This is a genomic window from Streptomyces xanthophaeus (genome assembly GCF_000725805.1).
GTDB classification, from domain to species: Bacteria; Actinomycetota; Actinomycetes; order Streptomycetales; family Streptomycetaceae; genus Streptomyces; species Streptomyces xanthophaeus.
Map to the genome: position 1 here is coordinate 103,923 of NZ_JOFT01000024.1, position 24,738 is coordinate 128,660.

Sequence of the window (24,738 nt, forward strand, 5' to 3'; positions counted from 1 at the left end):
TCTCCTCACGGTGCATCCAACAACAGGCATAACTATGCACTACTCCGTATGTTTCGTCAATCGATGGAATAATGTGAGGTCAGCGGGGGTGTCGTCCCCCTACGCTGCGGCCATGCAGATACTGCCGCCGCTGTCCCGGACCGCCTTCTATTCACCCGCCGAGCGCCTGCTCCACGGCAAGGACCCGCAGCGCGCCCTGGACGGCAACGGTCCGCAGGACTGGACGGATCTCGACACGAGCGTCCACTGCAACACCTGGACCCGCCGGGGCTGGAGATCCTCCGGCACCGTCCGGGTCGGGGTGAACTGGTTCGACTCGCTCGAAATAGCCGACTGGAGCACCGCCCCGCACTGGCACGACGGGCACGGGGTGACCTGGTCAGCCGCTCCCCCGGCCGGGTCCGAACTCGCACTGTGCCTGTGCCACGACGACCCCCGCGTGCGGGAGGCCGCCCTCGGGCACGCGGCGGGACGGCCCGAAGTGCTGCCGCTGGTGCTGATCCGGTGCGCCGACTCCGCGGAGCCCGTACGGGAAGCCGCCCGGGCGGTGCTGGCCGCGGAACTGACCGCAGCAACGGAGGAGGACGTACGCGCGCTGGTGCCCCTCGCCCTGCTGGTCGGCCCGCGCCGGCACGGGGCCCGGGCCTGGGAGCTGGTCCTGGAGCGGCTGGGCTCCCTGCCCGCCGCGCAGGTCGTGGAGCTGGTGGGTCATGCGGACCATGAGGTCCGCTTCGGCGCCGTCCGGGTCGCGCTGGCCCACGGCCTGCTCACGGCGGACCGGGTCGCCTGCCTCGTCGCCGACCCGGAGGCGCGGATCCGGCTCGCGGCGCTGCGCTCGGGCGTGCTCCCGGCGGAGCGGGCGGCCGGGTTAGCCCTCAGCGGGAGGTGCCCCGAGGTCCGGCGGGCCGCCCTCGGACTGGCCCTGGAAGCGGGCGCCCTGACGCCCGCCCAGCTGTGGGAGACCGCCGCGGCCGGCCGGGACGCGGTGGTGCGGCAGCGCTGCGAGGAGGCGGCCCGGCACAGCGCCGACGGCCTCCCGGGCCCCCTCCTCGACGCCCTGCTCGTCCACCCGCGCACGACCCTGCGCACCGCCGCGGTCCGCGCCCTGCGCGGCGCCGGGCGGGCCGGGGAGCTGACCGCCCATCTGTCAGACCCCTCGGCCCCGGTGCGGGAGGCGGCCCGCCGGGAGCTGCGCGCCGCCGGGCAGGACCCCCTGGCCCACTACCGCGCGCTGTGCGCGGACTCCCCCGTGCCGGGGGCCGTGTTCGGGCTGGCGGAGACCGGGGACGCCTCGGACCTGCCCCTGCTGCGCGGCCTCGCCCGGCACCCCGAGGGGCGGGTGCGGGCCGCGGCCCTGGCGGGCCTGCGCAGGCACGGCGCGGCCACCCCGGAGGAACTCCTGCCGTACCTGGCCGACCCGCACGCGCCCGCCGTCCGGGCGGTGCGCTCGCTGGTGCTGCCGTACGCCCGCACCCGGCCGGAGTCCTGGCTGCTGGAGCTGTTCGCCCCCGGCCGGCCCGATGCCCTGCGGGTGGCCGGTCTGGCCGTGCTGGAGCTGCGCCCGCTCCTGGTGCGGCGCCGGATCGCCCGGTCCCTGACCTCTCACCGCGACCCCGCCGTGCGCGGCTGGGCCCGGGCACTGCTCCAGGAGCGGCTGAAGTGGGAGCTGTACGCGGGCCGGGACGCGGCGCTGAAGCTCGCCGACGGCACGGACACGCCGCTCGACGAGGTCGTCGACACCGAGGACCCGGCCGCCTGGACCGCGCTGGACATCGGGGTGCGGTACATGGCGCCCTACGAGGCCAAAGCCTTCGGTTCCCGTGCGGCGACCGCCCTGTGCCACTGGAACGGACGGATCAGGGAGGGCGCCGTCGTCGCCGCGGCGGGTGTCCCGGAGCTGCTCCCGCTGGCCGTGCTGCGGTGCGCGGACTGGGCCCCGCAGGTCCGCGAGGCCGCCCGGCGCGTCGTCGCCGACGCGCTCCGGGACGCCGGGGAGCAGACCCTGCGCGGTCTGACCCCGATGGTGATGCACCTGCGCGGACGCCGTGAGGGCCGCTGGGCCGTCGAGGCGTTCGAGGCCGCGCTGCGCGAGCCGCGGTACACCGCGGTGCGGGCGGAGCTGTGCTCCCACCGCGACCTGCGGACCCGGCGGGCGGCCGTACGGATCAGTCTGGAGGGTGCGGGTGCCATGGGGGCGCCCGCCCTGGCCCGGCGCGCCGCCGGGGAAGGGGACGCCGTGCTGCGGGACCTGTGGAAGCGGGCCGCGCTGGCCGCCATGGCCGCGCAGGGCTCCGAGGACGTCGCCGTCGACACGCTGCTGGCCTCCCGCGCCGGTTACGTGCGGGCGGCGGGGGTCACGGCCCTGCGCGCGGCCGGCCGGGCCGCCGAGGGCTCCCGGCACCTCGCGGACCCCTCGGGGACGGTCCGGGCCTGTGCCCGGTGGCTGGTCCGCCAGGAGGGCGGCGACGCCGGGGAGGCGTACCGGCGGCTGTGCGCCGAATCCCCCACGCCCGGAGCGGTCCTCGGGCTCGCGGAATGCGGCAGCCGGGCGGACTCCGCCCTGGTGGCGGGCCTGCTCGGGCACAGTGACGACGAGGTCCGGGCGGCGGCCGTGGCGGCGCTGCGGCTGCTCGGCGTCCCCGAACCCGGACCGCAGGCCCTGCTCCTGCTCCTGGACGACCCGTCACCGGCGGTGGTCCGGGAGGCGGCCCGGTCGCTGCGCCCGCTGGCCCCGGGGCTGCCTACGGCCCACTTGGTGGAACGGGCCCGCCCGGACCGCCCCGTGCACCTCCGCAGGGCCGCCCTGCGGCTGCTGGCCTCGCAGGGGTCGGACGAGGGGCTGCCGTCCGTGACGGGCGCGCTGGACGACCCCGACCCGGGGCTGCGGCGCACCGCGCTGTCCCTGCTGCGGCGGTGGGACTGGAAGGCGTCGGTGCTCAGGGGCGGTTTCGAGCCCGGGGAGATGCGGGCGCTCCTGCGCCGGTACGAGAGCGAACTCGGCTGGAAGGAGCGGCACCGGATGCGTCTCACCTGGTGAAATCCCCGGCCGCCCTGATCACCGGGAAGGCAATCGGCTCATGGGAAAGCTTCATGAACGCATAGACGGCCGGCTGCGCGCGAGTGCACGCTCCACGCGGAGTACTTCGCGCGCAAGAGCGACGAGGAGTTCGCCGGGTACTGCGAGAAGAAAGTCGCGTCCAGCCTCGACGGCCTGCCTGCGCTGCCCGTACCCCTTCCCCCGCGTACGGTCTGACATGTGCTGCGTACCGCTCTCGTCACCGGCTCACTGATCGTCACCGCCCTGCTCCCGCAGGGCTCCTCGGGTCAGGGGCCGCTGCCCGCCCGCCTCGCCGACACCGGCGGCGGCAGTCAGCTGATCACCGCCGTGGCGCCCGCGCCCGGCTCCACGACCGGGCGGCTGACCTGGTGGGACCGGCGGGCGGGACGCTGGTACGAGGCGGGGAGCGCGCCGGCCCGCTTCGGGGCGAACGGGCTCACCGAGGGATCGTCACGCATCCAGGGCACCGACACCACGCCGACGGGGCTGTACGCCCTCCCGTACGCCTTCGGCATCCGGCAGGCCCCGGCCGGGACGGAGTACCGGTACCGCCGGGTGACGCAGCATTCCTGGTGGTGCCAGGACAACGCGTCGGTCAGCTACAACCGCTGGGTCGAGCCGCTGCCCGCGGACTGCGCGCCGGGCGAGGCCGAGCACCTGGTGACGTACGAGAAGCAGTACGCGCACGCCCTGCTGATCGCCTTCAACTACGACCGGCCCGTGCGCGGCCGGGGCGCGGGCATCTTCCTGCACGTGAACGGCAAGGGCGCGACGGCCGGCTGCGTGTCCGTACCGGCGGGGACCATGCGGGCGATCCTGCGCTGGGCGGCCCCGCGGCGGGGTCCGCACATCGCGATCGGCACGGAGTCCGGGGAGCTGGCGGTAACCCGCTACTGAGGCCGTGTCCGCGCCACTGGGGCCGGTGTCCGCCGCAGGGCCCCGCCGGGACCGGCTCAGCCCTCCTTCTGCGCCAGCCTCAGCAGGTGGTCGGCGAGGGCCTGGCCGCCCGCCGGGTCGCGGCTGATGAGCATCAGGGTGTCGTCGCCTGCGATCGTGCCGAGGATGGCCTGGAGTTCGGCCTGGTCGATGGCCGAGGCGAGGAACTGCGCCGCACCCGGCGGGGTGCGCAGGACCACGAGGTTCGCCGAGGCCTCGGCCGAGATCAGCAGCTCGCTGGAGAGGCGCCGCATGCGCTCCTCCTTGGCGGACTCGCCGAGCGGGGCCTGCGGGGTGCGGAAGCCGCCCTCGCTGGGGACCGCGTAGATCAGCTCGCCGCCGGTGTTGCGGATCTTCACCGCGCCCAGCTCGTCGAGGTCGCGCGAGAGCGTCGCCTGGGTGACGCTCAGGCCGTCGTCGGCCAGCAGTTTGGCCAGCTGGCTCTGGGAGCGGACCGGCTGCCGGTTGAGGATGTCCACGATCCGGCGGTGGCGTGCGGTGCGGGTCTGCGGGACGGCCTGGCCTCCCCCGGACTCGGTCAGGGGGGACCCCCTGTGCTCGTTGTCCTGTGCCTGACTCATCGTCGTCTCATTCTCCGGATCCGTCCCCGCTGGCTGCGTCGAGGATGCCGGGCAGTGCCCGGACGAACGCGTCCGCCTCGGCCTCCGAGAGCACGTACGGAGGCATGAGCCGTACGACGTCGGGGGCGGGCGCGTTGACCAGGAAGCCGGCGTCCTGAGCCGCCTGCTGCACCTGGGGCGCGAGGGGCTCGGTCAGCACGATACCCAGCAGGAGGCCGGCACCACGGACGTGGGATACGAGCGCATGCCCGGAAGCTTCGATTCCGGAGCGCAGCCGCTCTCCCCGTGCCTTGACCTGGTCGAGGAGCCCGTCGGCGGCGATGGTGTCGATCACGGCGAGGCCCGCGGCGCAGGCCACCGGGTTCCCGCCGAAGGTGGTGCCGTGCTGCCCGGGCCGGAGCAGATCGGCGGCAGCGCCGAAGGCGGCCACGGCGCCGATGGGCAGACCGCCGCCCAGGCCCTTGGCGAGCGTGACCAGATCGGGCTCCACGCCCTCGTGGGCCTGGTGCTCGAACCACTGGCCGCACCGTCCGATGCCGGTCTGCACCTCGTCGAGGACCAGCAGGGTGCCGGTGGCCCGGGTGATCTCGCGGGCGGCCGTCAGGTACCCGGCGGGGGGAACGACGACGCCGTTCTCACCCTGGATCGGCTCGATCACGACGATCGCGGTCTCCTCGGTGACGGCGGCCCGCAGGGCCTCTGCGTCCCCGTACGGGACGTGCGTGACGTCGCCGGGCAGCGGCCGGAAGGGGTCCTGCTTCTTCGGCTGGCCGGTGAGCGCCAGGGCGCCCATGGTCCGGCCGTGGAAACCGCCGTCGGTGGCGACCATGTGGGTCCGCCCGGTCAGCCGCCCGATCTTGAAGGCGGCCTCGACCGCCTCGGCGCCGGAGTTGCAGAAGAAGACCCGGCCGGGGCGGCCGAAGAGCTGGAGCAGCCGCTCGCCGAGCGCGAGGACCGGCTCGGAGGCGTAGAGGTTGGACACGTGGCCCAGCGTCGAGACCTGCTGCGTCACGGCCGCGACGATCGCCGGGTGGGCGTGGCCGAGGGCGTTGACCGCGATGCCGCCGACGAAGTCGGTGTACTGCTTGCCGTCGGCGTCCCAGACCTGGGCCCCCTCGCCGCGCACCAGGGCCAGGGCGGGGGTGCCGTAGTTGTCGGTCAGCGCTCCCCGCCAGCGGGCGGCGTACTCCTGATTGCCCTTCACTTGACTTCCCCTCCCTGTGCGTCGGGCACGACCATCGTGCCGATTCCCTCGTCCGTGAAGATCTCCAGCAGGATCGAGTGCTGGACCCGTCCGTCGATCACGCGGGCGGTGCTGACGCCGCCGCGCACGGCGTGCAGGCAGCCCTCCATCTTGGGCACCATGCCGCTGGACAGCTCGGGCAGCAGCTTCTCCAGCTCGCTGACGGTGAGGCGGCTGATGACCTCGTCGCTGCTGGGCCAGTCCGCGTACAGGCCCTCGACGTCGGTGAGGACCATCAGCGTCTCGGCGCCGAGGGCGGCGGCCAGGGCCGCGGCCGCCGTGTCGGCGTTCACGTTGTACACGTGGTGGTCGTCGGCGCTGCGCGCGATGGAGGAGATCACCGGGATCCGGCCGTCCGCCAGCAGTGCCTCGATCGCTCCGGTGTCGATGGCGGTGATCTCGCCGACCCGGCCGATGTCGACGAGCTCGCCGTCGATCTCCGGGCTGTGCTTGGTGGCGGTGATGGTGTGGGCGTCCTCGCCGGTCATGCCCACGGCGAGCGGTCCGTGCTCGTTGAGCAGCCCGACCAGCTCGCGCTGGACCTGGCCCGCCAGCACCATCCGTACGACGTCCATGGCCTCGGGGGTGGTGACCCGCAGGCCCGCCTTGAACTCGCTGATCAGGCCTTGCTTGTCGAGCTGGGCGTTGATCTGGGGGCCGCCGCCGTGCACGACGACGGGCCGCAGGCCCGCCTGGCGCAGGAAGACGACGTCCTGGGCGAAGGCGGCCTTGAGCCCCTGGTCGATCATGGCGTTGCCGCCGAACTTGATGACCACGATCTTGCCGTTGTGGCGCGTCAGCCAGGGCAGGGCCTCGATGAGGATCTCCGCCTTGGGCAGGGCCGTGTGCTTGCGGGCTGTGCTCATGAGCTGTACGCGCTGTTCTCGTGGACGTACTCGGCGGTCAGGTCGTTGGCCCAGATGACGGCCGACTCGCTGCCGGTGGCCAGGTCGGCCGTGATGCGGACCTCGCGGTCCTTCATGCTCACCAGGTCCCGGTCCTCGCCGACCGAGCCGTTCTTGCAGACCCAGACGTCGTTGATGGCGACGTTCAGCCGGTCCGGGTCGAAGGCGGCGGAGGTGGTGCCGATCGCGGAGAGCACCCGGCCCCAGTTCGGGTCCTCGCCGTGGATGGCGCACTTGAGCAGGTTGTTGCGGGCGATGGACCGGCCGACCTCGACCGCGTCCTCCTCGCTGGCCGCGCCGACGACCTCGATGCGGATGTCCTTGCTGGCGCCCTCGGCGTCGCCGATCAGCTGGCGGGCCAGGTCGGCGCAGACGGTCCGTACGGCCTCGGCGAACTCCTCGTACGCCGGCACCTCGCCGGAGGCCCCGGAGGCGAGCAGCAGCACCGTGTCGTTGGTGGACATGCAGCCGTCGGAGTCGACCCGGTCGAAGGTGGTGCGGGTGGCGTCGCGCAGCGCCCTGTCGAGGGTGACGCCGTCCACGTCGGCGTCGGTGGTGAGGACCACGAGCATGGTGGCCAGGCCCGGGGCGAGCATGCCCGCGCCCTTGGCCATGCCGCCGACGGTCCAGCCGCCGACGGAGGCGGTGGCCGTCTTGTGCACGGTGTCGGTGGTCTTGATGGCGATCGCGGCGGCCTCGCCGCCGTCCGCGGACAGGGCGGCCGCGGCGGTCTCAATGCCGGGGAGCAGTTTGTCCATGGGGAGCAGGACGCCGATCAGTCCGGTGGACGCGACGGCGATCTCCCCGGCGTTGTGCGGCTCGCCGAGGGTCTCGGCCACCTTCTCGGCGGTGGCGTGGGTGTCCTGGAAGCCCTTGGGGCCGGTGCAGGCGTTGGCGCCGCCGGAGTTCAGGACGACCGCGCTGACGACGCCGCCCCGCAGGACCTGCTCGGACCAGTGCACCGGCGCGGCTTTGACGCGGTTGGAGGTGAAGACGCCCGCGGCGGCCAGACGCGGCCCGTGGTTGACCACGAGGGCCACGTCGGGGTTGCCGTTCGCCTTGATCCCGGCGGCGATGCCCGCTGCCGTGAATCCCTGTGCTGCCGTGACGCTCACGGTGCCACTCCGATCGTGGAAAGCCCGAGCTCCTCCGGGAGCCCCAGGGCGATGTTCATGCTCTGGACCGCGCCGCCGGCGGTGCCCTTGGTCAGGTTGTCGATGGCGCTGATGGCAATGATCCGCTGCGCGGACGGGTCGTGGACCACCTGGAGGTGGACGGCGTTGGAGCCGTAGACGGACTGGGTGGTGGGCCACTGGCCTTCGGGGAGCAGCCGGACGAAGGGCTCGTCGGCGTACGCCTTCTCGTAGGCGGCGCGCAGGGCCTCGGCGGTGACGCCGGGCAGGGCCTTGGCCGAGCAGTTCGCGAGGATGCCGCGGGGCATGGGCACGAGGTTCGCCGTGAAGGACACGGAGACGCGCTGCCCGGCCAGCGGGGAGAGGTTCTGCACCATCTCGGGGGTGTGCCGGTGCACGCCGCCGACGCCGTACGGGGTCACGGTGCCCATCACCTCGGAGCCGAGCAGGTGCGGCTTGAGGGCCTTGCCCGCGCCGGAGGTGCCGGTGGCGGCGACGATCACGGCCTCGGGCTCGGCGAGCCCCGCCTGGTACGCCGGGAACAGGGCCAGGGAGACGGCGGTGGGGAAGCAGCCGGGGACCGCGATGCGCTTGGCCCCCGCCAGGGCCGCGCGCCCGCCGGGCAGCTCGGGGAGGCCGTAGGGCCAGGTCCCGGCGTGCGGGGCGCCGTAGAATCGGTCCCAGTCGGCCGCGTCCTTCAGACGGTGGTCGGCGCCCATGTCGACGACGAGCACGTCCTCGCCGAGCTGGGCGGCGACGGCCGCGGACTGACCGTGGGGCAGGGCGAGGAAGACCACGTCGTGCGGACGGCCCTGCCCGGCGAGGACCTCGGGCGTGGTGGCCTCCAGGGTCCGTCCCGCGAGCGGCACCAGGTGCGGCTGGAGGGAGCCGAGGAGCTGGCCGGCGTTGGAGTTGCCGGTCAGGGCGCCGATCTCCACCCCGGGGTGAGAGAGCAGCAGGCGCAGGACTTCGCCGCCCGCGTATCCGCTCGCTCCGGCCACCGCTACACGTACTGCCATCGGACCCTCCTCGTCGATGGCATGACTATACGTATCTCCGCAGTTTTATGCAAAGCCTCCCCGTGCCAGCGGGTGACGGACCCAGATGTTGGGTTCCACGTAGACGGCATGGCCCTGTTCCGGCTCGCAGTGGACCGGGACCAGGGCCCCCGGGACGCGGACCGGGCCGGGGGCGTCGAAGGGCAGGCCCGTCCACTCGCGCCACTCGGCGAGCGAGCCGGTGACCGTCATGGACAGCGGGGCCACCGAGTCGATCACCCCGCCCGCCCGGACGTGGACCCGCAGCCACGGGTCGTGGGGCAGCCCGTCCTCGCGGGTGCGGTACGCGTACTCGTGGACCGAGGCGTCCGGCTCGGCCGCCTTCGCGCTCGGCCGGACCGGGGCGACGACCTCGGCGAAGCCGCGCTTGCGGGCGTTCTCCCGCATCGCGGCCAGCATCAGCCCGGACAGGCCCTCGCCCTGCCGGCCGGTGGCGACGCTGATCTCGATGGCGCTCACCGTGTCGGGGCGCACGCCGCGCCGCAGGTCGGAGAAGGTCCACAGGAGGACCTGGTCCCAGCCCCGCGCGGGCAGGGCCCCGTCCCGCCCGGGTGCGTTCAGGGCGAAGGGCACGCTGAAGGCCCGGGCGACCACCTCGTCGCCGTCCGTGGCGACCAGGACGTACTCGGGCAGCTCGGCCACCATGCGCGGGTACAGCAGCCAGGACACCGGGTCGTGGAGCGCGAACTGCGGCCACGAGTCCTGCATGTCCCAGAGGCGGGCGGCCAGTTCGGGCCGCTCGGTCAGGTCGGTGATCACTATGCCGGTCATGGGCGCAGGCTAGGCCGGGGCCCGCGGCGCGCTCAACCGATTTGCGCCGCCTGCAAGGACAGGTGCCAGCGGCCCGACCAGCCGGCCAGGGTCACCGTGGACAGCGGCCGGACGTCGACGTTCCAGTAGGTCTGCGGAGGCGCGTTCAGCGCGTAGACCAGCGCCGCCCGGACCACCGAGGGTTCCGCCACCGCCACGATCGCGCCCCCGTCGTCCGCGGGCCGGGTGTCGAGCCAGCCGCCGATCCGGGAGATGAAGGCGAGCAGGGACTCGCCGCCGTGCGGCGCGGCCCGCGGATCGGCGAGCCAGAGGTCCACGGCCCCCGGTTCGCGGGCGGTCACCTCGGCCAGGGTCAGCCCGCGCCAGCGGCCCATGTCGCACTCGCGCAGCGCGGGCTGCGCCAGGGGCGCGTACCCGAGGGCCTCGCCGGTCGCGCGGCTGCGCGGGGTCGGCGAGCAGTAGCGCAGCCCGGCCGCGCCCAGCGGTACAAGGCTCCGGGCGGCCGCCTCCAGCGCCCGCAGGCCGGTCCCGTCCAGCGGCCGGTCGTCGTCGAAGCGCTCGGCGAGCAGCGAGCAACTACGGGCTGCGGCGACGAGCGAGACCCGAACATGCATGCGGCGATGGTGAGCCGTCGGCCCGGCGGGGTCAAGCGTCCTGACCTACGCGGCCGCCCAGGCCCCCTCCTGGAGTCCGCCCTTCAGCCGCTGGACCGCCTCCACCAGCTCGCCGGGGCCCGAGACCCCGGCGAAGCTCAGCCGGACGTACGGGCCCGGCGGCTCCGCGCAGAAGTAGGGGCGGCCCGCCGCGACCGCCACCCCGGCGCGCAGGGCGGCCGCGGCGAAGGCGGCGTCGTCCCCTGCGCCCAGCGGGCGCACCCACAACTGGTACCCGCCGGAGGGCAGGTGGGGCAGCTCCAGCGCGGGAAGGTCCCGGCGCAGGGCTCCGGCGAGCACCTCCCTGCGGTGCCTGAGCTCGGCGGCCACGGCCCGCAGGTGGCGCGGCCAGGCCGGTGCGCCGACCAGTTCCAGGGCCGCCTCCTGGAGCGGCCGGGGCACGAAGAAGCTGTCCACGACCTGGATGGCGCGCAGCCGGTCCACCACCGGGCCGCGGGCCGCGATCGCGCCCACCCGCAGGCTGGGCGAGGTGGCCTTGGTCAGGGACCTGACGTGCACCACCACCCCGTCGGCGTCCTCGGCGGCCAGGGTCGGGGGCAGCTGGCCCGCGTCCTCGTGGGCCAGGGCCCGGGCGTAGTCGTCCTCGACCACGAAGGCGCCCGCGGCCCGCGCGATGCGCAGCACCTCGGCCCGCCGCGCGGGGGCCAGCACCGCCCCGGTCGGGTTCTGGAAGAGCGGCTGGCACACGAAGACCCGTGCGCCGGTGGCCTCGAAGGCGGCGGCGAGCAGGTCCGGCCGGACCCCCTCGGCGTCCACCGGTACGGGTACGGGGCGGCAGCCGGAGGCGCGGGCGATCGCCAGCAGGCCGGGGTAGGTCGGGGACTCGACCAGGATCGGCGCCCCGGGCGGGGCGAGCGCCCGCAGGGCGGTGGACAGCGCGCTCTGCCCGCCCGCGGTGACCAGTACGTCGGCGGCGGCCACGGACCCGCCGATCTCCCGGGCGAACCAGTCGCGCAGCTCGGGCAGCCCCTCGACGGGCGGCCGCCCCCAGGCGCCGGGCCGCCGCCCGGCCCTGGCCAGGGCCGCCGCCATGGCCCGTTCGGGCTGGAGGGAGGGGTGCAGGTAGCCGCTGTTGAGCTCGATCACCCCGACGGGCGGCGCGGCGAGTGTGCTCAGCACCCCGGTGGCGTCGACGGACCGCGGGACGACCTCGCCGGCCCCCTCCGCGCTGAGGGCGACCTCCTGCCAGGAGGTGTCCCCGGCCGCGGGGGCCTGGGTGCGCGGCCGGGCCCGGTAGACCCCGGCGCCCGGCCGGGTGACCACCAGTCCCTCGGCGGCGAGCTGTGCGAGGGCCCGCGAGACGGTGACGGGGCTGACCCGGTAGTGCTCGACCAGAGCCCGGCTCGACGGCAGCTTTCCACCTATCGGGTAGCGGTCGAGTTCGGAGCGGAGGGATTCTGCCAGCTCTGCCACACTGCTACGCTCATACATGACAGCACAGAATAGCGCTACTCTCCCGTCCACGATAGCGGTCGCAGACTCCCCGGTCCGGGGTACGGCCCCGGCCGCCACCCGGGGCACCCTGCTCGCCTCGCTCGGGGTCATCGCCTTCTCGCTGACGTTCCCCGCCACCGCATGGGGGCTGGAGAGCTTCGGCCCCTGGTCCCTCGTGGCCCTGCGCAGCGTCCTCGCCGCCGCCGTCGCGGGCGTCTTCCTGCTGGCCTTGCGGGCCCCGCTGCCCGCCCGCGCCCACTGGGCGGGCCTGGCCGTGGTCGCCGCCGGGGTGGTCGTCGGCTTCCCGCTGCTCACCACCCTCGCCCTGCAGACCTCCACCACCTCGCACGCCGCCGTCGTGGTGGGCCTGCTGCCCCTGACCACGGCCGCGCTCTCCGCGCTGCGCACCGGGGCCCGCCCCTCGCGCGCCTTCTGGATCGCGGCCGGCGCGGGGGCCGCGGTGGTCCTCGGCTTCACCGTGGCGCAGAGCGGCGGCGCCCTCTCGGCGGGCGACGCCTACCTGTTCGCCGCGCTGCTGGTGTGCGCCGCCGGGTACACCGAGGGCGGCCGCCTCGCCAAGGTGCTGCCCGGCTGGCAGGTGATCGGCTGGGCGCTGGTGCTGTGCCTGCCGCTGAGCGTGGCCGGTTCCGCGATCGGGCTCGCGTACGAGCCGGTGCACCTCACCGGCCACGGGGTGGCCGGCCTGGTCTGGGTCGCGGCCGGTTCCACCTTCCTCGGCCTGTACGTCTGGTACCGCGGCATGGCCGAGATCGGGGCTCCCCGGGCCAGCCAGCTCCAGCTCGCCCAGCCGCTGCTCACCCTGGTGTGGTCGGTGGCGCTGCTGGGCGAGCACCTCTCCCCCGCCGTACCGGCGGCCGCGGGCGCCGTACTGCTCTGCATCGTGGTGACCCAACGGGTCAAATAGCAGCGATACGACCTAAACTGCAATCACCGGATCGGACCGCCACCGAGGAGGTCAGTATGCGCGCGACCGAGGGCGACCAGCTGGTGCAGCACGGCAGGATCGTCGGACAGCACGACAAGGTGGGCGAGATCACCCAGGTTCTGGGCGAGAACGGAACTCCCCCGTACCGGGTCCGCTTCCAGGACGGGCACGAGGCCCTGATGGCTCCCGGACCCGACTGCACGGTCCGCCACCCCGAAGAATCCGCCCACTGAATCAACGCGGGGGCACGGCCGAGCCGTAGTGGTCGGCGACGACCTCGGCCATCGCCCCGTTGGGGTCCGAGGCCACCTGCTTCGCGGAGAAGTAGACGTGGCCGCGGACCTCCGCGTAGTCCCGGGCGAAGGTGACGTGCCGGGACAGTTCCGCGGGATCGCGCCAGGCCTCGGTGGGGCTGTCGGCGTCACAGCGGTACAGGGCCTCCCCCACGTACAGGTCCACGCCGGTGCCCTCCACGGTCCGGGCCCACCAGGGCACGACGTCGGCGTAGTCGGCGACGGGGTGCCCGATGTGCCAGTAGGCCTGCGGCACGACGTAGTCGATCCAGCCCTCGGTGACCCACTTGCGGGTGTCCGCGTACAGGTCGTCGTAGGTGGCGAGGCTGCCGTCCGTCGCCGATCCGAGCGGGTCCTTCCCGGCGTTGCGCCACACCGCGAACGGGCTGATGCCGAACCGCGCCTTCGGCCGGACCTGGCGCACCCGGGCGGACATCTCGCTGACCAGGGTGTCGGTGTTGTGGCGGCGCCAGGCGGCCCGTGAGGCGAAGGAGCCGCCGTGCTCCTCGTAGGCCGCGTCGTCGTCGAAGTACTCCCCGGCAGCCGGATACGGGTAGAAGTAGTCGTCCCAGTGCACCCCGTCCATGGGGTAGCGGCGGACCGCGTCGAGCATGGCCTCCTGCACGAACAGCCGCACCTCCGGCAGCCCCGGGTTGTAGTAGAGCTTGCCCCCGTACGGGACCGTCCAGCCGGGGTTGCGCCGGGCCGGGTGCCCGGCGGCCAGCCGGTCGGGGTCGGTGTGGTTGGCCACGCGGTACGGGTTGAACCAGGCGTGCAGCTCCAGCCCGCGGGCGTGGGCCTCGGTCACGGCCGTGCCCAGCGGATCCCAGCCCGGGTCCACGCCCTGCTTCCCCGTCAGCCACTGGGACCAGGGCTCGTGCGGCGAGGGCCACAGCGCGTCGGCCGCCGGACGGACCTGGAGGATCACCGCGTTGAGCCGGCGTGCCACGGCCGCGTCGAGGAGGGCCAGCAGTTCGCGCTTCTGCTGCGCGGCGGAGAGCCCGCTCCTGGAGGGCCAGTCCACATTGGTCACTGACGCGATCCACATCCCGCGGAACTCCGGCGCCGCGGCCCTGCGGTGCGGCTCGGCTCCCGCTGGACCGGGGGCCCGTTCCGGCCCCGACGGCGCCCCCGGCGCCCCGGCCCCGGTGGCCGCACCCGCCACCCCCGTCTGCCCGGCGGCGGCCGTGACCAGCGCACCAGCCGCCCCCGCCAGCAGCCCCCGCCGTCCGATCCACTCCATGTGACCACTCCGTTCCGTAGCGTGACATCGATCGCGTGCGCCCAGCATGCCCGCCCCGGCCCGTCACCGGGGTCAAGGTCGGGGGTAACGTCGGGGGGCGTGGCGGGCGCCGGAATGCAGTGACCACTGACCCACGGGGGACCCGCGATGGATGAGCAGCGAAAGGCACGATGTGACGGACCTCTCTACCCTCCCGACCGACATCGCACGGGTCGGCGTAGTGGGCTGCGGCCAGATGGGCGCGGGTATCGCCGAGGTGTGTGCCCGCAGCGGTCTTGAGGTGAAGGTCGCCGAGACCACCGGCGAGGCCCTGGAGATCGGGCGCACCCGGCTGCACAACTCCCTGATGAAGGCCGCCGAACGCGGCAAGATCAGCGAGGAGGAGCGGGACGCCACCCTGGCCCGCCTCACCTTCACCACCGACCTCGGCGAATTCGCCGACCGCGACCTCGTCATCGAGGCGGTCGTCGAGAACGAGCAGGTCAAGACGGAGATCTTCCAGGTCCTCGACCAGGTGGTCACCCGCCCGGACGCGATCCTGGCCTCCAACACCTCCTCCATCCCGCTGGTGAAGCTGGCCGTCTCCACCTCGCGCCCCGACCAGGTCATCGGCATCCACTTCTTCAACCCGGCGCCGGTGCAGCAGCTCGTCGAGCTGATCCCCGCACTGACCACGGGCGACGAGACGGTCAAGCGGGCCGAAGCCCTGGTGCGGGACGTGCTGGGCAAGCACGCGATCCGCGCCCAGGACCGTTCCGGTTTCGTGGTCAACGCGCTCCTCATCCCGTACCTGCTGTCCGCGATCCGGATGTTCGAGTCGGGCATCGCGAGCCGCGAGGACATCGACAACGGCATGGAGCTGGGCTGCGCCCACCCGATGGGCCCGCTGAAGCTGGCGGACCTGATCGGCCTGGACACGGTGGCCTCGGTGGCCGACTCCATGTACGCCGAGTTCAAGGAGCCGCTGTACGCCGCTCCTCCGCTGCTCCAGCGGATGGTCGACGCGGGCCGCCTCGGCCGCAAGACCGGCTCGGGCTTCTACCCGTACGGCTGACCGCCGGCGGCTCAGCCCAGCCGCAGGTGGTGCAGCAGCAGGAGCCCGGCCGCCATGTTGGCGGCCGGGATCTCGCCGCGCGCGATCATGTCGGGGACGAGCCCCAGCGGGACCCACTCGCGGCGCGAGGACTCGAAGTCGTCCTCGGGGTGACCTACGTACGTGGCCCCGTCCGCCCAGTAGAGGTGGTGACGGGCGTCCGTCAGCCCGTTGGACGGCTCGACCGTCATCAGGTGGTGGAGCGGGCCGGGCCGCCAGCCCGACTCCTCCTCCATCTCCCGCGCGGCGGCCGTGGCGACGTCCTCGCCGTCCTCGACCACCCCGGCGGGCAGCTCCCAGCCCCAGCTGTCCGTGATGAAGCGGTGCCGCCACAGCAGCAGCACCTCGTCGGCCGCGTTCACGGCCGTGGCCACGGCGACCGGGCGCAGCCGGATCACGAAGTGGTCCAGGTGCCGCCCGTCGGGGAGTTCCACATCGGCGAGGTTCACATCGAACCAGCGGTTCTTGTACACCGTCTGCTCACTGAGGTTCGTCCACTGCACGGTTGTGCCACCTTCCGTTCGAGTTGGTGGCAACATGGCAGCAGTTCACGCCCTCACAGGGGAACGCGCAGCGCCCCGTCGATGAGCTGCGCGGTCTCCTCCGCGCCCGAACAGCCGCTGGTCAGCAACTGCTCTCGGACCGCTCTGAGCCGGTCCCGCAGCCGCAGCGACTCCATCCCCTTGGCCCGCTCGGCCATTTCGGCCGCCGCGGCCACCGCCCGGTCGGCCTCCCCCTGCCGCAGCTGGATCTCGCACAGCATCGCCAGCCTGTGCACCCGGCCCCGGTCGTGCGCCGGGGTGCCGACGGCTGCCGTCGCCTGCTCGTGGGCCCCGTCGAGGTCCCCCAGGCTCAGCAGCGCCTGCGCCACCTGGACGTTGACGAGACCCGGCTGGACGTAACCGGTCTCGTCGGGCTCGCTGCCGGGCCGGATCCGCTCGGCGGCCGCCTCCGCGCTGTGGATGCAGGCCAGTGCGGTGCGCGTGTCCCCGAGCTGGGCGTACGCCTTGGCCTGCATGGCGTACAGGTCGGCGGCCAGCGCCGGGGTGGTGTGGCGGCCCGCGGCGCGCAGCGCGGCCTCCGCGAAGGCGACGGCCTGGCGGTACTCGCGCAGGTGCAGGGACTGGTTGACGAGCAGCGCGATCACGTAGGCCCCGAGCCCGCGGTCGCCGCTGGCCTTGGCCAGGCGCAGGGCCTGGTGGAAGTAGCGCTGGGCCAGCCCGTGCGCGTCCGAGTCGTACGCGCAGATGCCCGCCACCGCCACCAGGGACCCGGTGGCGCGGTGCAGCCGGCGGCCCAGGCCGTCGGGATAGCTCCCGCGCAGCATGGGCGCGGTCTCGCTGCCGAGGAAGCGGACGATCCTGGCCCGGGTCGCGACCCCGCCGGCCCTGCGGTACATCAGCTCGTAGTGCGCGCGGGCGGCCCGCAGGATCTCGATGTGCTCGGGCCCGATCCGGTCCGGGCCCTCGCGGGAGACGTCGGCGTCCTCGGGCGGGTTCTCCCACTCCCAGACCGGGATCACGGCGGGGGTGCCCATGACCGCCGCCGCGGTGAGGAGTTGGGGCCGGCCCTGTTCGTCGGAACGCCACAGGGCGGCGGCCCGGTCGACGAACCCGCTCAGCGGCGAGGCGGGTGCGCCACCGGCCCCCTCCGGCATCCCCAGCCCGACGTCGTCCAGGCCCACGGTCCGCCGCAGCCGGCCGCCGAGCACCTCGCAGATCAGGTCGGGCACCTGGCCGCGGGGCCGCTGGCCCTTCAACCACCGCGCCACGGCGGTGTGTTCGTAGCGCAGGGCGAGACCGCGGGTGCGGCCCGCCTGGTTCACGTACGCGGCGAGTCCGGCATGGGACATGCCCGCCTCTGCGAGGAGGGCGTCGAGCAGGACATTGGGCTGCATGGGCCGCTCCCCGGGGCTCGTCGTTCCTCAGGCTAGTGGGTGCGTGCTTCACACGGGGTGTGAACCGAGTACGCGCATAAATGCGATACGCACCCTGCCGCTTGGGGGCCGTACGGCGGTTCACTTAAGGGCCTCGCCAAGAGGTAGCCCGGGTCGTCGGCTCCCCCTCGTACAGTGCGACGACCCGTCACCGCGCCGCCCGTCCTGTTGTCTGCCCGACACTCCACGGCAGGCGGGCGGCGCGTTCCGGTTCCGCCGGTGCCCGGTTGGTCGCCGCGCCCCGGCAGGAACCGGGCCGGACGCGCGCCGGGCCCATCCACCGGCCCCGGCGCGCGGTTCGGCGCTGCCGGGCCGGTCAGGGCCGGTCGTCGCGGAGCACCAGCAGGGCGACGTCGTCGGCGAGCCGCCCGCCGGTGTGCCGCAGCAGCGCCGCGTGCACGCCCGCGACCAGCCGCGCGGGCGTGAGCGCCGCGTCGGCCGCGAGGACCCGCTCCAGCGGGAAGAACCGCCCGTCCGCGTCGCGTGCGTCCGCCGCCCCGTCGGTGTGCAGGAACAGCGTGTCCCCGGGCCGCAGCTTCCCGCACTCCGCCGGCCAGAGTCCGTCGGGCATCGGAACCACCCCGAGCGGCGGCAGGGTCTCGCCCCCGTCCACCACCCGTACGCAGCGCCGCTCCGTCTGCGGCGGGTGCAGCAGGTACGGCCAGGGGTGGCCGCAGTTCAGGGCCAGCAGACTGCCGTCGGCCCCGATCTGCAGGAGCAGCACCGTCACGAACTCCTCGGCCGCCGGCGACTGCGGCTCCACCGGACAGGCCGCCGGGTGCTCCGACCGGGACCGGTCGCGGACGTGGCGGCCCAGGGCCCGCTCCATCCGCAGCAGTACGCCGCCCAGCGAGGGCTCGTCGTACGCCGCCTCGCGGAAGGCCCCGAGGACCGCCGCGGCCGCGCCGAGCGCGGGCAGGCCGTGCCCGCGTACGTCGCCGATGACCACCCGGACCCCGTACCCCGTGGACACGGCCTCGTACAGGTCCCCGCCCACCGCGGCACCCCGGCTCGCCGAGAGCTGGGCCGCGGCCAGCGTCAGGCCGTCCATCCGCCCGGGCAGCGGTCGCAGCAGGGCCCGTTGGGCCGCGCCCGCGATCTCCTGGGAGCGCCGCAGTTCGGCCAGCAGCAGGCGCCGGATGTGCACGGCGCAGCCTGTGGCCAGGAGCAGGAAGGCGGCGCAGGTGGCGAGGCTCGGCGCCAGCCGGCCCGGGGTGGACAGCTCCCACGACACCGCGGCGCCGCCCCAGGCGGCGACGGCCACCCGGCGTACCCGGGGCATCTCCCCGATCATCGCGGCCTCCCCTCGGCCGCACCGATTGTGCCGAGCACCCGGTGCGAGGGACACGGGCCACCGGGGTTCTCACCCGAACGAGTGAGGCGGGAGTCCCCCACGCCCGCCAAGGCGTAAGGGGGCGATCCGGTGGTCCGGATCGCCCCCTCAACAGGCCTGGAACGGGTCCCGCGGCAGCGGCTAGGCGCCGCGCAGCACCGCCCCGGTCCGCTCGCCCGCCAGTGCCACCGCCGCGTCGCGCGCGGCCGTGGACTCCTCGGCGGTCAGCGTGCGGTCGGCCGCGCGGAAGCGCAGCGCGTACGCCAGGGACTTCTTGCCCTCGCCGACCTGCTCACCGGTGAACACGTCGAACAGCCTCAGCGATTCGAGGAGTTCGCCCGCGCCCTTGCGCAGCGCGGACTCCACCTGCGAGGCCGGGACCGACGCGTCCACGATCAGCGCCACGTCCTGGGTCGCCACCGGGAAGGAGGAGATCCGGGGCGCCTGGAGGGCCTCGCCGCCGGCCGCCGCGAGGCGGTCCAGGTCGAGCTCCATCGCGCTGGTGCGGGCCGGCAGGCCCATCGCCTTGACCACCCGCGGGTGCAGCTCACCGGCGTGGCCGATGACCTGCTCGACCCCGTCGAGGGTGACGACCAGCTCGGCGCAGCGGCCCGGGTGCCAGGGACCGTACTGGCCCTGGCGGACGACGAGCTCCGCGCCGGCCTCGACGGCCAGCGAGCGCGCGGCCTGGACGGCATCCGCCCAGTCGGCCGGACGGCCCTTGCCCCACCAGCCGGCCTGCTCACGGGCACCGGCCAGCACGACCGCGGCGTACCGCGGCTGCGCGGGCAGGGCCGCGTCCAGGGTGGCGATCTCCTCGTCCGTGGGACGCCGGTCGACGGGCAGCCGCACGGCGACGCCCGGCTGCGGGCCGGCCAGGAAGACCGAACCGGTCTCGAAGAGCGCGAGGTCGTGGCTGCCCCGGCTGTCGTTGCGGCGCAGCGCGCCGAGCAGACCCGGCAGCAGCGTGGTGCGCAGCGCCGGCTCCTCGTCGGAGAGCGGGTTGACCAGCTTGACGACCTGGCGGGTGGCGTCGTGCGCCGGGAGCTGCAGCTGGTCGAAGACGCCCTCACCGATGAACGGGTAGCTGAGCGCCTCGACGTAGCCCGCACCGGCCAGCGCGCGGCCGGCCCGGCGGTGCAGCTGCTGCCGGGCGGTCAGACCGCGGCCGGAGGGCACCTGCGGGAGGGTCGACGGGAGGTTCCCGTAGCCCTCCAGCCGGATGACCTCTTCGGCGAGGTCGTTGGGCTCGGCGAGGTCGGGCCGCCACGAGGGGACGGTGACGACGAGCTCGTCCTGGCCGTAGACGTCGCAGCCGATCTCCTGGAGACGGCGCACGACGGTCTCGCGGCCGTAGTCCATGCCGGCGACGCGGTCGGGGTGGTCCGCGCTCATCGCGACGGTGCGCGGGGCGCCCGGGGCGAGGAACTCGGTGACCCCGGCCTCCGCGGTGCCGCCCGCGAGCAGCACGAGCAGGTCGACGGTGCGCTGGGCGGCCGCGGCGGCGGCCTGCGGGTCGACGCCCCGCTCGAAGCGCTTGGAGGCCTCGGAGGAGAGCTTCAGGCGGCGGGCGGTGCGCGAGATCGACACGGAGTCGAAGTGCGCGGCCTCGATGACGACGTCCGTCGTGCCGGTGACGGCTCCCGTCTCCGGGTCGGTGACGGAGTCGGCGATCTCGGTGTTGGCCCCGCCCATGACGCCGGCGAGACCGATCGGCCCGCTGCTGTCGGTGATCACCAGGTCCTCGGAGTCGAGCGTGCGCTTGACCCCGTCGAGGGTGGTGAACTTCTCGCCCTGCTCGGCACGGCGGACACCGATGGCGCCGTCGATCCGCGCGCGGTCGTAGGCGTGCAGCGGCTGGCCGAGTTCGAGCATCACGTAGTTGGTGATGTCGACGGCGAGCGAGATCGGGCGCATGCCCGCCTTCTGCAGGCGGCGGGTGAGCCAGATCGGGGAGCGCGCGTCGGGGTCGAGCCCGGTGACCGTGCGGGCGGTGAAGCGGTCGCAGCCGGCCGGGTCGGCGACCTGGACCGGGTAGCCGTAGCCGTTCGGCGCGGGGACGTCGAGCAGCGCCGGGTCGCGCAGCGGCAGGCCGTACGCGGTCGCCGCCTCGCGGGCGACACCGCGCATGGACATGCAGTAGCCGCGGTCCGGGGTGATGTCGATGTCGAGGACCTCGTCGATGAGCTGGAGCAGCTCGATCGCGTCGGTACCGGCCTCGTACTCGGGCGGCAGCACGATGATGCCGTGCGTGCCGTCGTCGCCCATGCCCAGCTCTTCGCCGGAGCAGATCATGCCGTGCGAGGTGCGGCCGTACGTCTTGCGCGCGGCGATCGCGAAGTCACCGGGCAGCACCGCGCCCGGCAGGACCACGACGACCTTGTCGCCGACGGCGAAGTTCCGGGCGCCGCAGACGATCTCCTGCGGTTCGCCGGTGCCGTTGGCGGCGCCGACGTCGACCGTGCAGAAGCGGATCGGCTTGCGGAAGCCCTCGAGCTCCTCGATGGTCAGCACCTGGCCGACGACGAGGGGGCCCTTCAGACCGCCGCCGAGCTGCTCGACGGTCTCGACCTCGAGGCCGGCGTCGACGAGCTTGGCGGCCACGTCGCGGCCGGTCTCACCTGCGGGCAGGTCGACGTACTCCCGCAGCCAGGAAAGCGGGACGCGCATCAGATCTCACTCCCGAACGGCCGGGTGAAACGCACGTCACCCTCGACCATGTCTCGCATGTCTTCGACGTTGTGGCGGAACATCAGCATCCGCTCGATGCCGAACCCGAAGGCGAACCCGCTGTACTTCTCGGGGTCCACGCCGCAGGCGGTCAGCACCTTGGGGTTGACCATGCCGCAGCCGCCCAGCTCGATCCAGCCCTCGCTGGAGCAGGTACGGCAGGGACGGTCGGGGTTGCCCACCGACTCGCCGCGGCAGACGTAGCACTGCATGTCCATCTCGGCGGACGGCTCGGTGAAGGGGAAGAAGTGCGGGCGCAGGCGCGTGGTGGTGCCCTCGCCGAACAGCTCCTGCACCATGTGGTCCATGGTGCCCTTGAGGTCGGCCATGGTCAGGCCCTCGTCCACGGCGAGCAGCTCGACCTGGTGGAAGACCGGGGTGTGCGTCGCGTCGAGCTCGTCGGTCCGGTACACGCGGCCGGGGCAGACGATGTAGACGGGGGGCTTGCGCTCCAGCAGCGAGCGCGCCTGCACCGGGGAGGTGTGGGTGCGCAGCACGACGCCGGACTCGTCGCCCTCGGTGCCCTGGGGGCCCTGGACGAAGAAGGTGTCCTGCATCTGGCGGGCCGGGTGGTCGGGCGTGAAGTTGAGGGCGTCGAAGTTGAACCACTCCGCCTCGACCTCAGGGCCTTCCGCGACCTCGTAGCCCATGGCCACGAAGATGTCCGCGATGCGGTCCATCAACGTGGTCAGGGGGTGCCGGGCGCCGGCGGGGACGCGGTCGTAGGGCAGCGTGACGTCCACTGCCTCCTCGACCAGCACCCGCTCGTCGCGCTCGGCCTCGAGCTCGACCGTGCGGGCCCCGAAGGCCTTGTTCACGGCGCCGCGGGCCTGACCCACGCGCTTGCCCGCCTCGGCCTTGGCCTGGGGCGGCAGGGCGCCGATCTCGCGGTTGGCGAGCGCGAGGGGCGAACGGTCGCCCATGTGCGCGGTCTTCGCCTCCCGCAGCGCGTCGAGGTCACCGGCGGACGCGAAGGCGGCGAGCGCCTCGTCCCGCATGCGCTCGATCTCTTCCGGTTTCAGTGCCTCGACCTCGACAGGGTCGTACGACTTGTTCGGTGCCGACATCTCTTCCCGTACTTCCGATGGCTGGCTGGTGGATCCCCGCGCTGCGCGCTCGACCGGCACGCTCGTCACAAGGACACAAAGGTGCCAAAGGACGAGTCTAAAGGTCGCTGGGGGTGAAGGAGCCCGTGGGCCGCCTGGCGAGACGCTCCGCAGGGTTACTGCGTGAGGTAGGCCGGGGCGCTCACGGGCAGGATAAATCGGAACTCGGCGCCGCCGCCGGGGCCGCGGCCGACCGTGATGGTGCCGCCGTGCGCCTCCACGATGCCCTTGACGATGTACAGGCCCAGGCCGGTGCCGCCGCGCTTGCTCCCCCGCCAGAAGCGGGTGAACACGCGGCCCATCGACTCCTCGGGGATCCCGGGGCCTTCGTCGGTCACGGTGACGGCTGTTCCCTTCTCATGCGGCGATACGTCGATGGTGACCGTTCCGTCACCGTGGCGCACCGCATTTTCCAGGAGGTTGCCGAGGATCTGGTCGATCTTGTCCGGATCGGCCCACAGGTCCGGCAGCGGGCGGCTGACGCTGACGAGGAAGCGCTCGGGGGCCTGGCCGTTCGCGGTCAGGGCCTGGACGTGGCGGCCGACGGCAGTGGCGATGTCCACCGGCTGGCGGCGCACCTCCAGGCGGCCCGAGTCGATCCGGGAGATGTCGAGGAGTTCGGCGATCAGCCGGGTGACGCGGTTGGCGTCGGCGTCGACGGTCTCCAGCATCAGCCGCTTCTGGTCGTCGGTGAACCGCTCCCATTTGGCGAGCAGGGTCGCCGTGAACCCCTTGACGGAGGTCAGCGGGGAGCGCAGCTCGTGCGCGACGGTGGCGATCAGCTCGGCGTGGCTGCGCTCGGTGCGGCGGCGGGCCTCGGTGCCGCGCAGGGTGACCACGAGGCGGCTGAGGGGGCCCTTGGGGTGGGTGCGGACGTACTGGGCGGAGACCAGCACCTCGCGGCCGCCGGGGAGCAGCAGGTTCCGTTCGGGCTGTCCGCGCCGTGTGGCGAGTCCCCCGTACGGGTCGGTGAGCGTCCACCAGCGGCGGCCGTCCAGGTCCTCCAGCGGCAGGGCCTTGTCGATGCGGGCGCCGAGGGCCTGGCCGGGGTCGGTGGCGGTCATCCGGGCCGCGGCCCGGTTGAAGCAGATGACGCGTCCGCCGGCGTCGGCGACGACGAGCCCGTCGGGCAGGTCGTCGGGGTCGATCGCGAAGCCGGGCCCGCAGGCGGCGGGGGGCTCGACGGCTCCGTCGCCGCGCGGCCCGGCGCCCTGCGGGGGCACGGTGTGCGGCCCGCCGGAGGGGGCCTGGGGTGCGGGGGCGCCCGGGAACCGCCGCTCGGCCGCGTCCGCGGCTCCCGCGGTCCCGGGTGAGCTGTTCGTACCGACGGTCATCTCCCCGTACCCCACATCTCCGAGTAGCGCAGTGGGCCCCCGGGCCGCCACATTACTAGCTGGGGGTCACGGAGCGGCACCCTCCGGACGCCCGCTGTGCACGCGCGGACGCGTAGAGGCACACGGCGGCGGCCGTGGCGAGGTTCAGGCTCTCCGCCTTGCCGTGGATCGGGACCCGTACGACGGCGTCCGTCAGGGCCCTGGTCTCCTCCGGCAGGCCCCAGGCCTCGTTGCCGAACACCCAGGCGGTGGGGCCGCCCATGGTGCCCGCGTCCAGCTCGGCGTCCAGGTCCTCGCCCGCGCCGTCGGCGGCCAGGATGCGTACGCCCGCGGCCCGCAGCCCCTCGACGGCCTGCTCCACCGGGACGCCCACCGCGACGGGCAGGTGGAAGAGCGAGCCCACGGAGGCCCGGACGGACTTGGGGTTGTACAGGTCCACCGAGGCGTCGGTGAGCACCACCGCGTCCGCACCGGCGGCGTCCGCGCAGCGCAGCACCGTACCGGCGTTGCCGGGGTCGCGGACGTGCGCGAGGACGGCGACCAGCTTGGGCCGGGCGGCCAGGATCTCCTCGAAGGGCGAGTCCAGGAAGTGGCAGACGCCGACGAGGCCCTGCGGGGTGACGGTCTGCGAGACCTCGGCGAGCACCTCGTCACAGGCGTAGTGCACGCGGGCTCCCGCGTCCAGGGCGGCCTCGATGATCCCTGAGTAGCGCTCTGCGGCCTCCACGGTCGCGAACAGCTCGATCAGGGTCGACTCGCCCGTGGCCCCGCGGTGCTCGACGGCCTCGCGGACCGCCTGCGGGCCCTCGGCGATGAACCGGCGCTCCTTGGTGCGGAAGTTGCGCCGCGCCAGGCGCCTGGCGGCGGCCACCCGCGGGGATCGGGGGGAGATCAGCTCGGCGGGGGTACCCATGGTTTTCAGCGGTTCTCT

Annotated in this window: 21 protein-coding genes and 1 pseudogene; 6 read left to right on the top strand and 16 right to left on the bottom strand. The window is 74.0% G+C overall.

Annotated features, from left to right (window positions below):
- Nucleotides 1–112: 112 nt before the first annotated feature.
- The 3 genes and pseudogenes from IO30_RS41995 to IO30_RS0116545 all read left to right on the top strand — a co-directional run bounded on the left by IO30_RS41995 (nt 113) and on the right by IO30_RS0116545 (nt 3,955).
- Nucleotides 113–3,037 (top strand): HEAT repeat domain-containing protein, encoded by a 2,925-nt coding sequence (locus tag IO30_RS41995; protein ID WP_157853328.1) that lies wholly within the window; start codon nt 113–115, stop codon nt 3,035–3,037.
- An 81-nt stretch (nt 3,038–3,118) separates the two neighbouring features.
- Nucleotides 3,119–3,253: pseudogene (locus IO30_RS47015) on the top strand (pyridoxamine 5'-phosphate oxidase family protein); the annotation flags it as partial.
- Between the two features lie 6 nt (nt 3,254–3,259).
- Entirely contained in the window at nt 3,260–3,955 is a 696-nt protein-coding gene (locus IO30_RS0116545; protein WP_031143715.1) for a L,D-transpeptidase family protein, read from the top strand.
- A gap of 56 nt (nt 3,956–4,011) precedes the next feature.
- On the opposite strand, the gene IO30_RS0116550 is transcribed toward IO30_RS0116545, so the two are convergent.
- From IO30_RS0116550 to IO30_RS0116585, 8 genes are read right to left on the bottom strand one after another with little or no spacing between them, the layout of a single operon-like run.
- A complete protein-coding gene (locus tag IO30_RS0116550; RefSeq protein ID WP_031143717.1) occupies nt 4,012–4,575 on the bottom strand; it encodes an arginine repressor in 564 nt (187 codons plus the stop codon).
- A gap of 7 nt (nt 4,576–4,582) precedes the next feature.
- Nucleotides 4,583–5,779: an acetylornithine transaminase gene (locus IO30_RS0116555; protein ID WP_031143719.1), complete on the bottom strand. Its 1,197-nt coding sequence runs from the start codon at nt 5,777–5,779 to the stop codon at nt 4,583–4,585.
- Nucleotides 5,776–6,684, bottom strand: a complete 909-nt coding sequence (argB, locus tag IO30_RS0116560; RefSeq protein WP_031143721.1) for an acetylglutamate kinase — start codon at nt 6,682–6,684, stop codon at nt 5,776–5,778. The genes IO30_RS0116555 and argB overlap by 4 nt, the downstream gene beginning before the upstream one ends.
- Nucleotides 6,681–7,838, bottom strand: coding sequence for a bifunctional glutamate N-acetyltransferase/amino-acid acetyltransferase ArgJ (gene argJ / locus IO30_RS0116565; RefSeq protein ID WP_031143722.1), 1,158 nt, complete (start codon nt 7,836–7,838; stop codon nt 6,681–6,683). Before argJ ends, argB begins: the two co-directional genes overlap by 4 nt.
- Nucleotides 7,835–8,875 carry an N-acetyl-gamma-glutamyl-phosphate reductase gene (gene argC / locus IO30_RS0116570; RefSeq protein WP_031143724.1) on the bottom strand — a complete coding sequence of 347 codons (1,041 nt, stop codon included), beginning with the start codon at nt 8,873–8,875 and terminating at the stop codon, nt 7,835–7,837. The genes argJ and argC overlap by 4 nt, the downstream gene beginning before the upstream one ends.
- A 45-nt stretch (nt 8,876–8,920) precedes the next feature.
- Nucleotides 8,921–9,685: a hypothetical protein gene (locus IO30_RS0116575; RefSeq protein ID WP_031143726.1), complete on the bottom strand. Its 765-nt coding sequence runs from the start codon at nt 9,683–9,685 to the stop codon at nt 8,921–8,923.
- Between the two features lie 32 nt (nt 9,686–9,717).
- Complete coding sequence (locus IO30_RS0116580) at nt 9,718–10,299, bottom strand: histidine phosphatase family protein (RefSeq protein WP_031143728.1); 582 nt, start codon at nt 10,297–10,299, stop codon at nt 9,718–9,720.
- Nucleotides 10,300–10,344: 45 nt separating this feature from the next.
- The gene (locus IO30_RS0116585) at nt 10,345–11,790 is read right to left on the bottom strand and encodes an aminotransferase-like domain-containing protein (RefSeq protein WP_078904393.1); all 1,446 of its coding nucleotides are present in this window, start codon (nt 11,788–11,790) and stop codon (nt 10,345–10,347) included.
- Between IO30_RS0116585 and IO30_RS0116590 the strand changes: the two genes are divergently transcribed.
- Nucleotides 11,789–12,718: a DMT family transporter gene (locus tag IO30_RS0116590; protein ID WP_031143731.1), complete on the top strand. Its 930-nt coding sequence runs from the start codon at nt 11,789–11,791 to the stop codon at nt 12,716–12,718. The genes IO30_RS0116585 and IO30_RS0116590 overlap by 2 nt on opposite strands.
- A gap of 56 nt (nt 12,719–12,774) precedes the next feature.
- On the top strand, nt 12,775–12,972 hold the full coding sequence (locus IO30_RS0116595; protein ID WP_031143733.1) for a DUF1918 domain-containing protein: 198 nt from the start codon (nt 12,775–12,777) through the stop codon (nt 12,970–12,972).
- A gap of 1 nt (nt 12,973) precedes the next feature.
- On the opposite strand, the gene IO30_RS0116600 is transcribed toward IO30_RS0116595, so the two are convergent.
- Entirely contained in the window at nt 12,974–14,275 is a 1,302-nt protein-coding gene (locus IO30_RS0116600) for a glycoside hydrolase family 10-like protein (protein ID WP_031143735.1), read from the bottom strand.
- A gap of 151 nt (nt 14,276–14,426) precedes the next feature.
- Here IO30_RS0116600 and IO30_RS0116605 point away from each other — a divergent pair, with 151 nt between their 5' ends.
- Nucleotides 14,427–15,329, top strand: coding sequence for a 3-hydroxybutyryl-CoA dehydrogenase (locus IO30_RS0116605; protein WP_051859833.1), 903 nt, complete (start codon nt 14,427–14,429; stop codon nt 15,327–15,329).
- Nucleotides 15,330–15,340: 11 nt separating this feature from the next.
- Here the strand turns inward: IO30_RS0116605 and IO30_RS0116610 are convergent, their stop codons facing one another.
- From IO30_RS0116610 to IO30_RS0116640, 7 genes are all read right to left on the bottom strand, one after another.
- Nucleotides 15,341–15,871: an NUDIX hydrolase gene (locus IO30_RS0116610; protein ID WP_031143739.1), complete on the bottom strand. Its 531-nt coding sequence runs from the start codon at nt 15,869–15,871 to the stop codon at nt 15,341–15,343.
- A 53-nt stretch (nt 15,872–15,924) separates the two neighbouring features.
- A complete protein-coding gene (locus tag IO30_RS0116615) occupies nt 15,925–17,265 on the bottom strand; it encodes an NsdA family TPR-like regulatory protein (protein WP_031143741.1) in 1,341 nt (446 codons plus the stop codon).
- 355 nt (nt 17,266–17,620) lie between these two features.
- Nucleotides 17,621–18,598 (bottom strand): PP2C family protein-serine/threonine phosphatase, encoded by a 978-nt coding sequence (locus IO30_RS0116620; protein ID WP_031143743.1) that lies wholly within the window; start codon nt 18,596–18,598, stop codon nt 17,621–17,623.
- Nucleotides 18,599–18,778: 180 nt separating this feature from the next.
- On the bottom strand, nt 18,779–21,307 hold the full coding sequence (gene pheT, locus IO30_RS0116625; protein WP_031143745.1) for a phenylalanine--tRNA ligase subunit beta: 2,529 nt from the start codon (nt 21,305–21,307) through the stop codon (nt 18,779–18,781).
- A complete protein-coding gene (gene pheS / locus IO30_RS0116630) occupies nt 21,307–22,434 on the bottom strand; it encodes a phenylalanine--tRNA ligase subunit alpha (RefSeq protein WP_031143747.1) in 1,128 nt (375 codons plus the stop codon). Before pheS ends, pheT begins: the two co-directional genes overlap by 1 nt.
- Before the next feature lie 155 nt (nt 22,435–22,589).
- Nucleotides 22,590–23,807 (bottom strand): sensor histidine kinase, encoded by a 1,218-nt coding sequence (locus IO30_RS0116635; protein WP_031143748.1) that lies wholly within the window; start codon nt 23,805–23,807, stop codon nt 22,590–22,592.
- Nucleotides 23,808–23,862: 55 nt separating this feature from the next.
- Nucleotides 23,863–24,720: a TrmH family RNA methyltransferase gene (locus IO30_RS0116640; RefSeq protein ID WP_031143750.1), complete on the bottom strand. Its 858-nt coding sequence runs from the start codon at nt 24,718–24,720 to the stop codon at nt 23,863–23,865.
- Nucleotides 24,721–24,738 lie beyond the last annotated feature (18 nt).

Bases quoted from the DNA above. Each gene is read 5' to 3' on its own strand.
- IO30_RS41995 (WP_157853328.1), top strand. From the start codon at position 113: ATGCAGATACTGCCGCCGCTGTCCCGGACCGCCTTCTATTCACCCGCC.
- IO30_RS0116550 (WP_031143717.1), bottom strand. From the start codon at position 4,575: ATGAGTCAGGCACAGGACAACGAGCACAGGGGGTCCCCCCTGACCGAG.
- argB (WP_031143721.1), bottom strand. From the start codon at position 6,684: ATGAGCACAGCCCGCAAGCACACGGCCCTGCCCAAGGCGGAGATCCTC.
- argC (WP_031143724.1), bottom strand. From the start codon at position 8,875: ATGGCAGTACGTGTAGCGGTGGCCGGAGCGAGCGGATACGCGGGCGGC.
- IO30_RS0116575 (WP_031143726.1), bottom strand. From the start codon at position 9,685: ATGACCGGCATAGTGATCACCGACCTGACCGAGCGGCCCGAACTGGCC.
- IO30_RS0116580 (WP_031143728.1), bottom strand. From the start codon at position 10,299: ATGCATGTTCGGGTCTCGCTCGTCGCCGCAGCCCGTAGTTGCTCGCTG.
- IO30_RS0116590 (WP_031143731.1), top strand. From the start codon at position 11,789: ATGACAGCACAGAATAGCGCTACTCTCCCGTCCACGATAGCGGTCGCA.
- IO30_RS0116585 (WP_078904393.1), bottom strand. From the start codon at position 11,790: ATGTATGAGCGTAGCAGTGTGGCAGAGCTGGCAGAATCCCTCCGCTCC.
- IO30_RS0116595 (WP_031143733.1), top strand. From the start codon at position 12,775: ATGCGCGCGACCGAGGGCGACCAGCTGGTGCAGCACGGCAGGATCGTC.
- IO30_RS0116600 (WP_031143735.1), bottom strand. From the start codon at position 14,275: ATGGAGTGGATCGGACGGCGGGGGCTGCTGGCGGGGGCGGCTGGTGCG.
- IO30_RS0116605 (WP_051859833.1), top strand. From the start codon at position 14,427: ATGAGCAGCGAAAGGCACGATGTGACGGACCTCTCTACCCTCCCGACC.
- IO30_RS0116615 (WP_031143741.1), bottom strand. From the start codon at position 17,265: ATGCAGCCCAATGTCCTGCTCGACGCCCTCCTCGCAGAGGCGGGCATG.
- IO30_RS0116620 (WP_031143743.1), bottom strand. From the start codon at position 18,598: ATGATCGGGGAGATGCCCCGGGTACGCCGGGTGGCCGTCGCCGCCTGG.
- pheT (WP_031143745.1), bottom strand. From the start codon at position 21,307: ATGCGCGTCCCGCTTTCCTGGCTGCGGGAGTACGTCGACCTGCCCGCA.
- pheS (WP_031143747.1), bottom strand. From the start codon at position 22,434: ATGTCGGCACCGAACAAGTCGTACGACCCTGTCGAGGTCGAGGCACTG.
- IO30_RS0116635 (WP_031143748.1), bottom strand. From the start codon at position 23,807: ATGACCGTCGGTACGAACAGCTCACCCGGGACCGCGGGAGCCGCGGAC.
- IO30_RS0116640 (WP_031143750.1), bottom strand. From the start codon at position 24,720: ATGGGTACCCCCGCCGAGCTGATCTCCCCCCGATCCCCGCGGGTGGCC.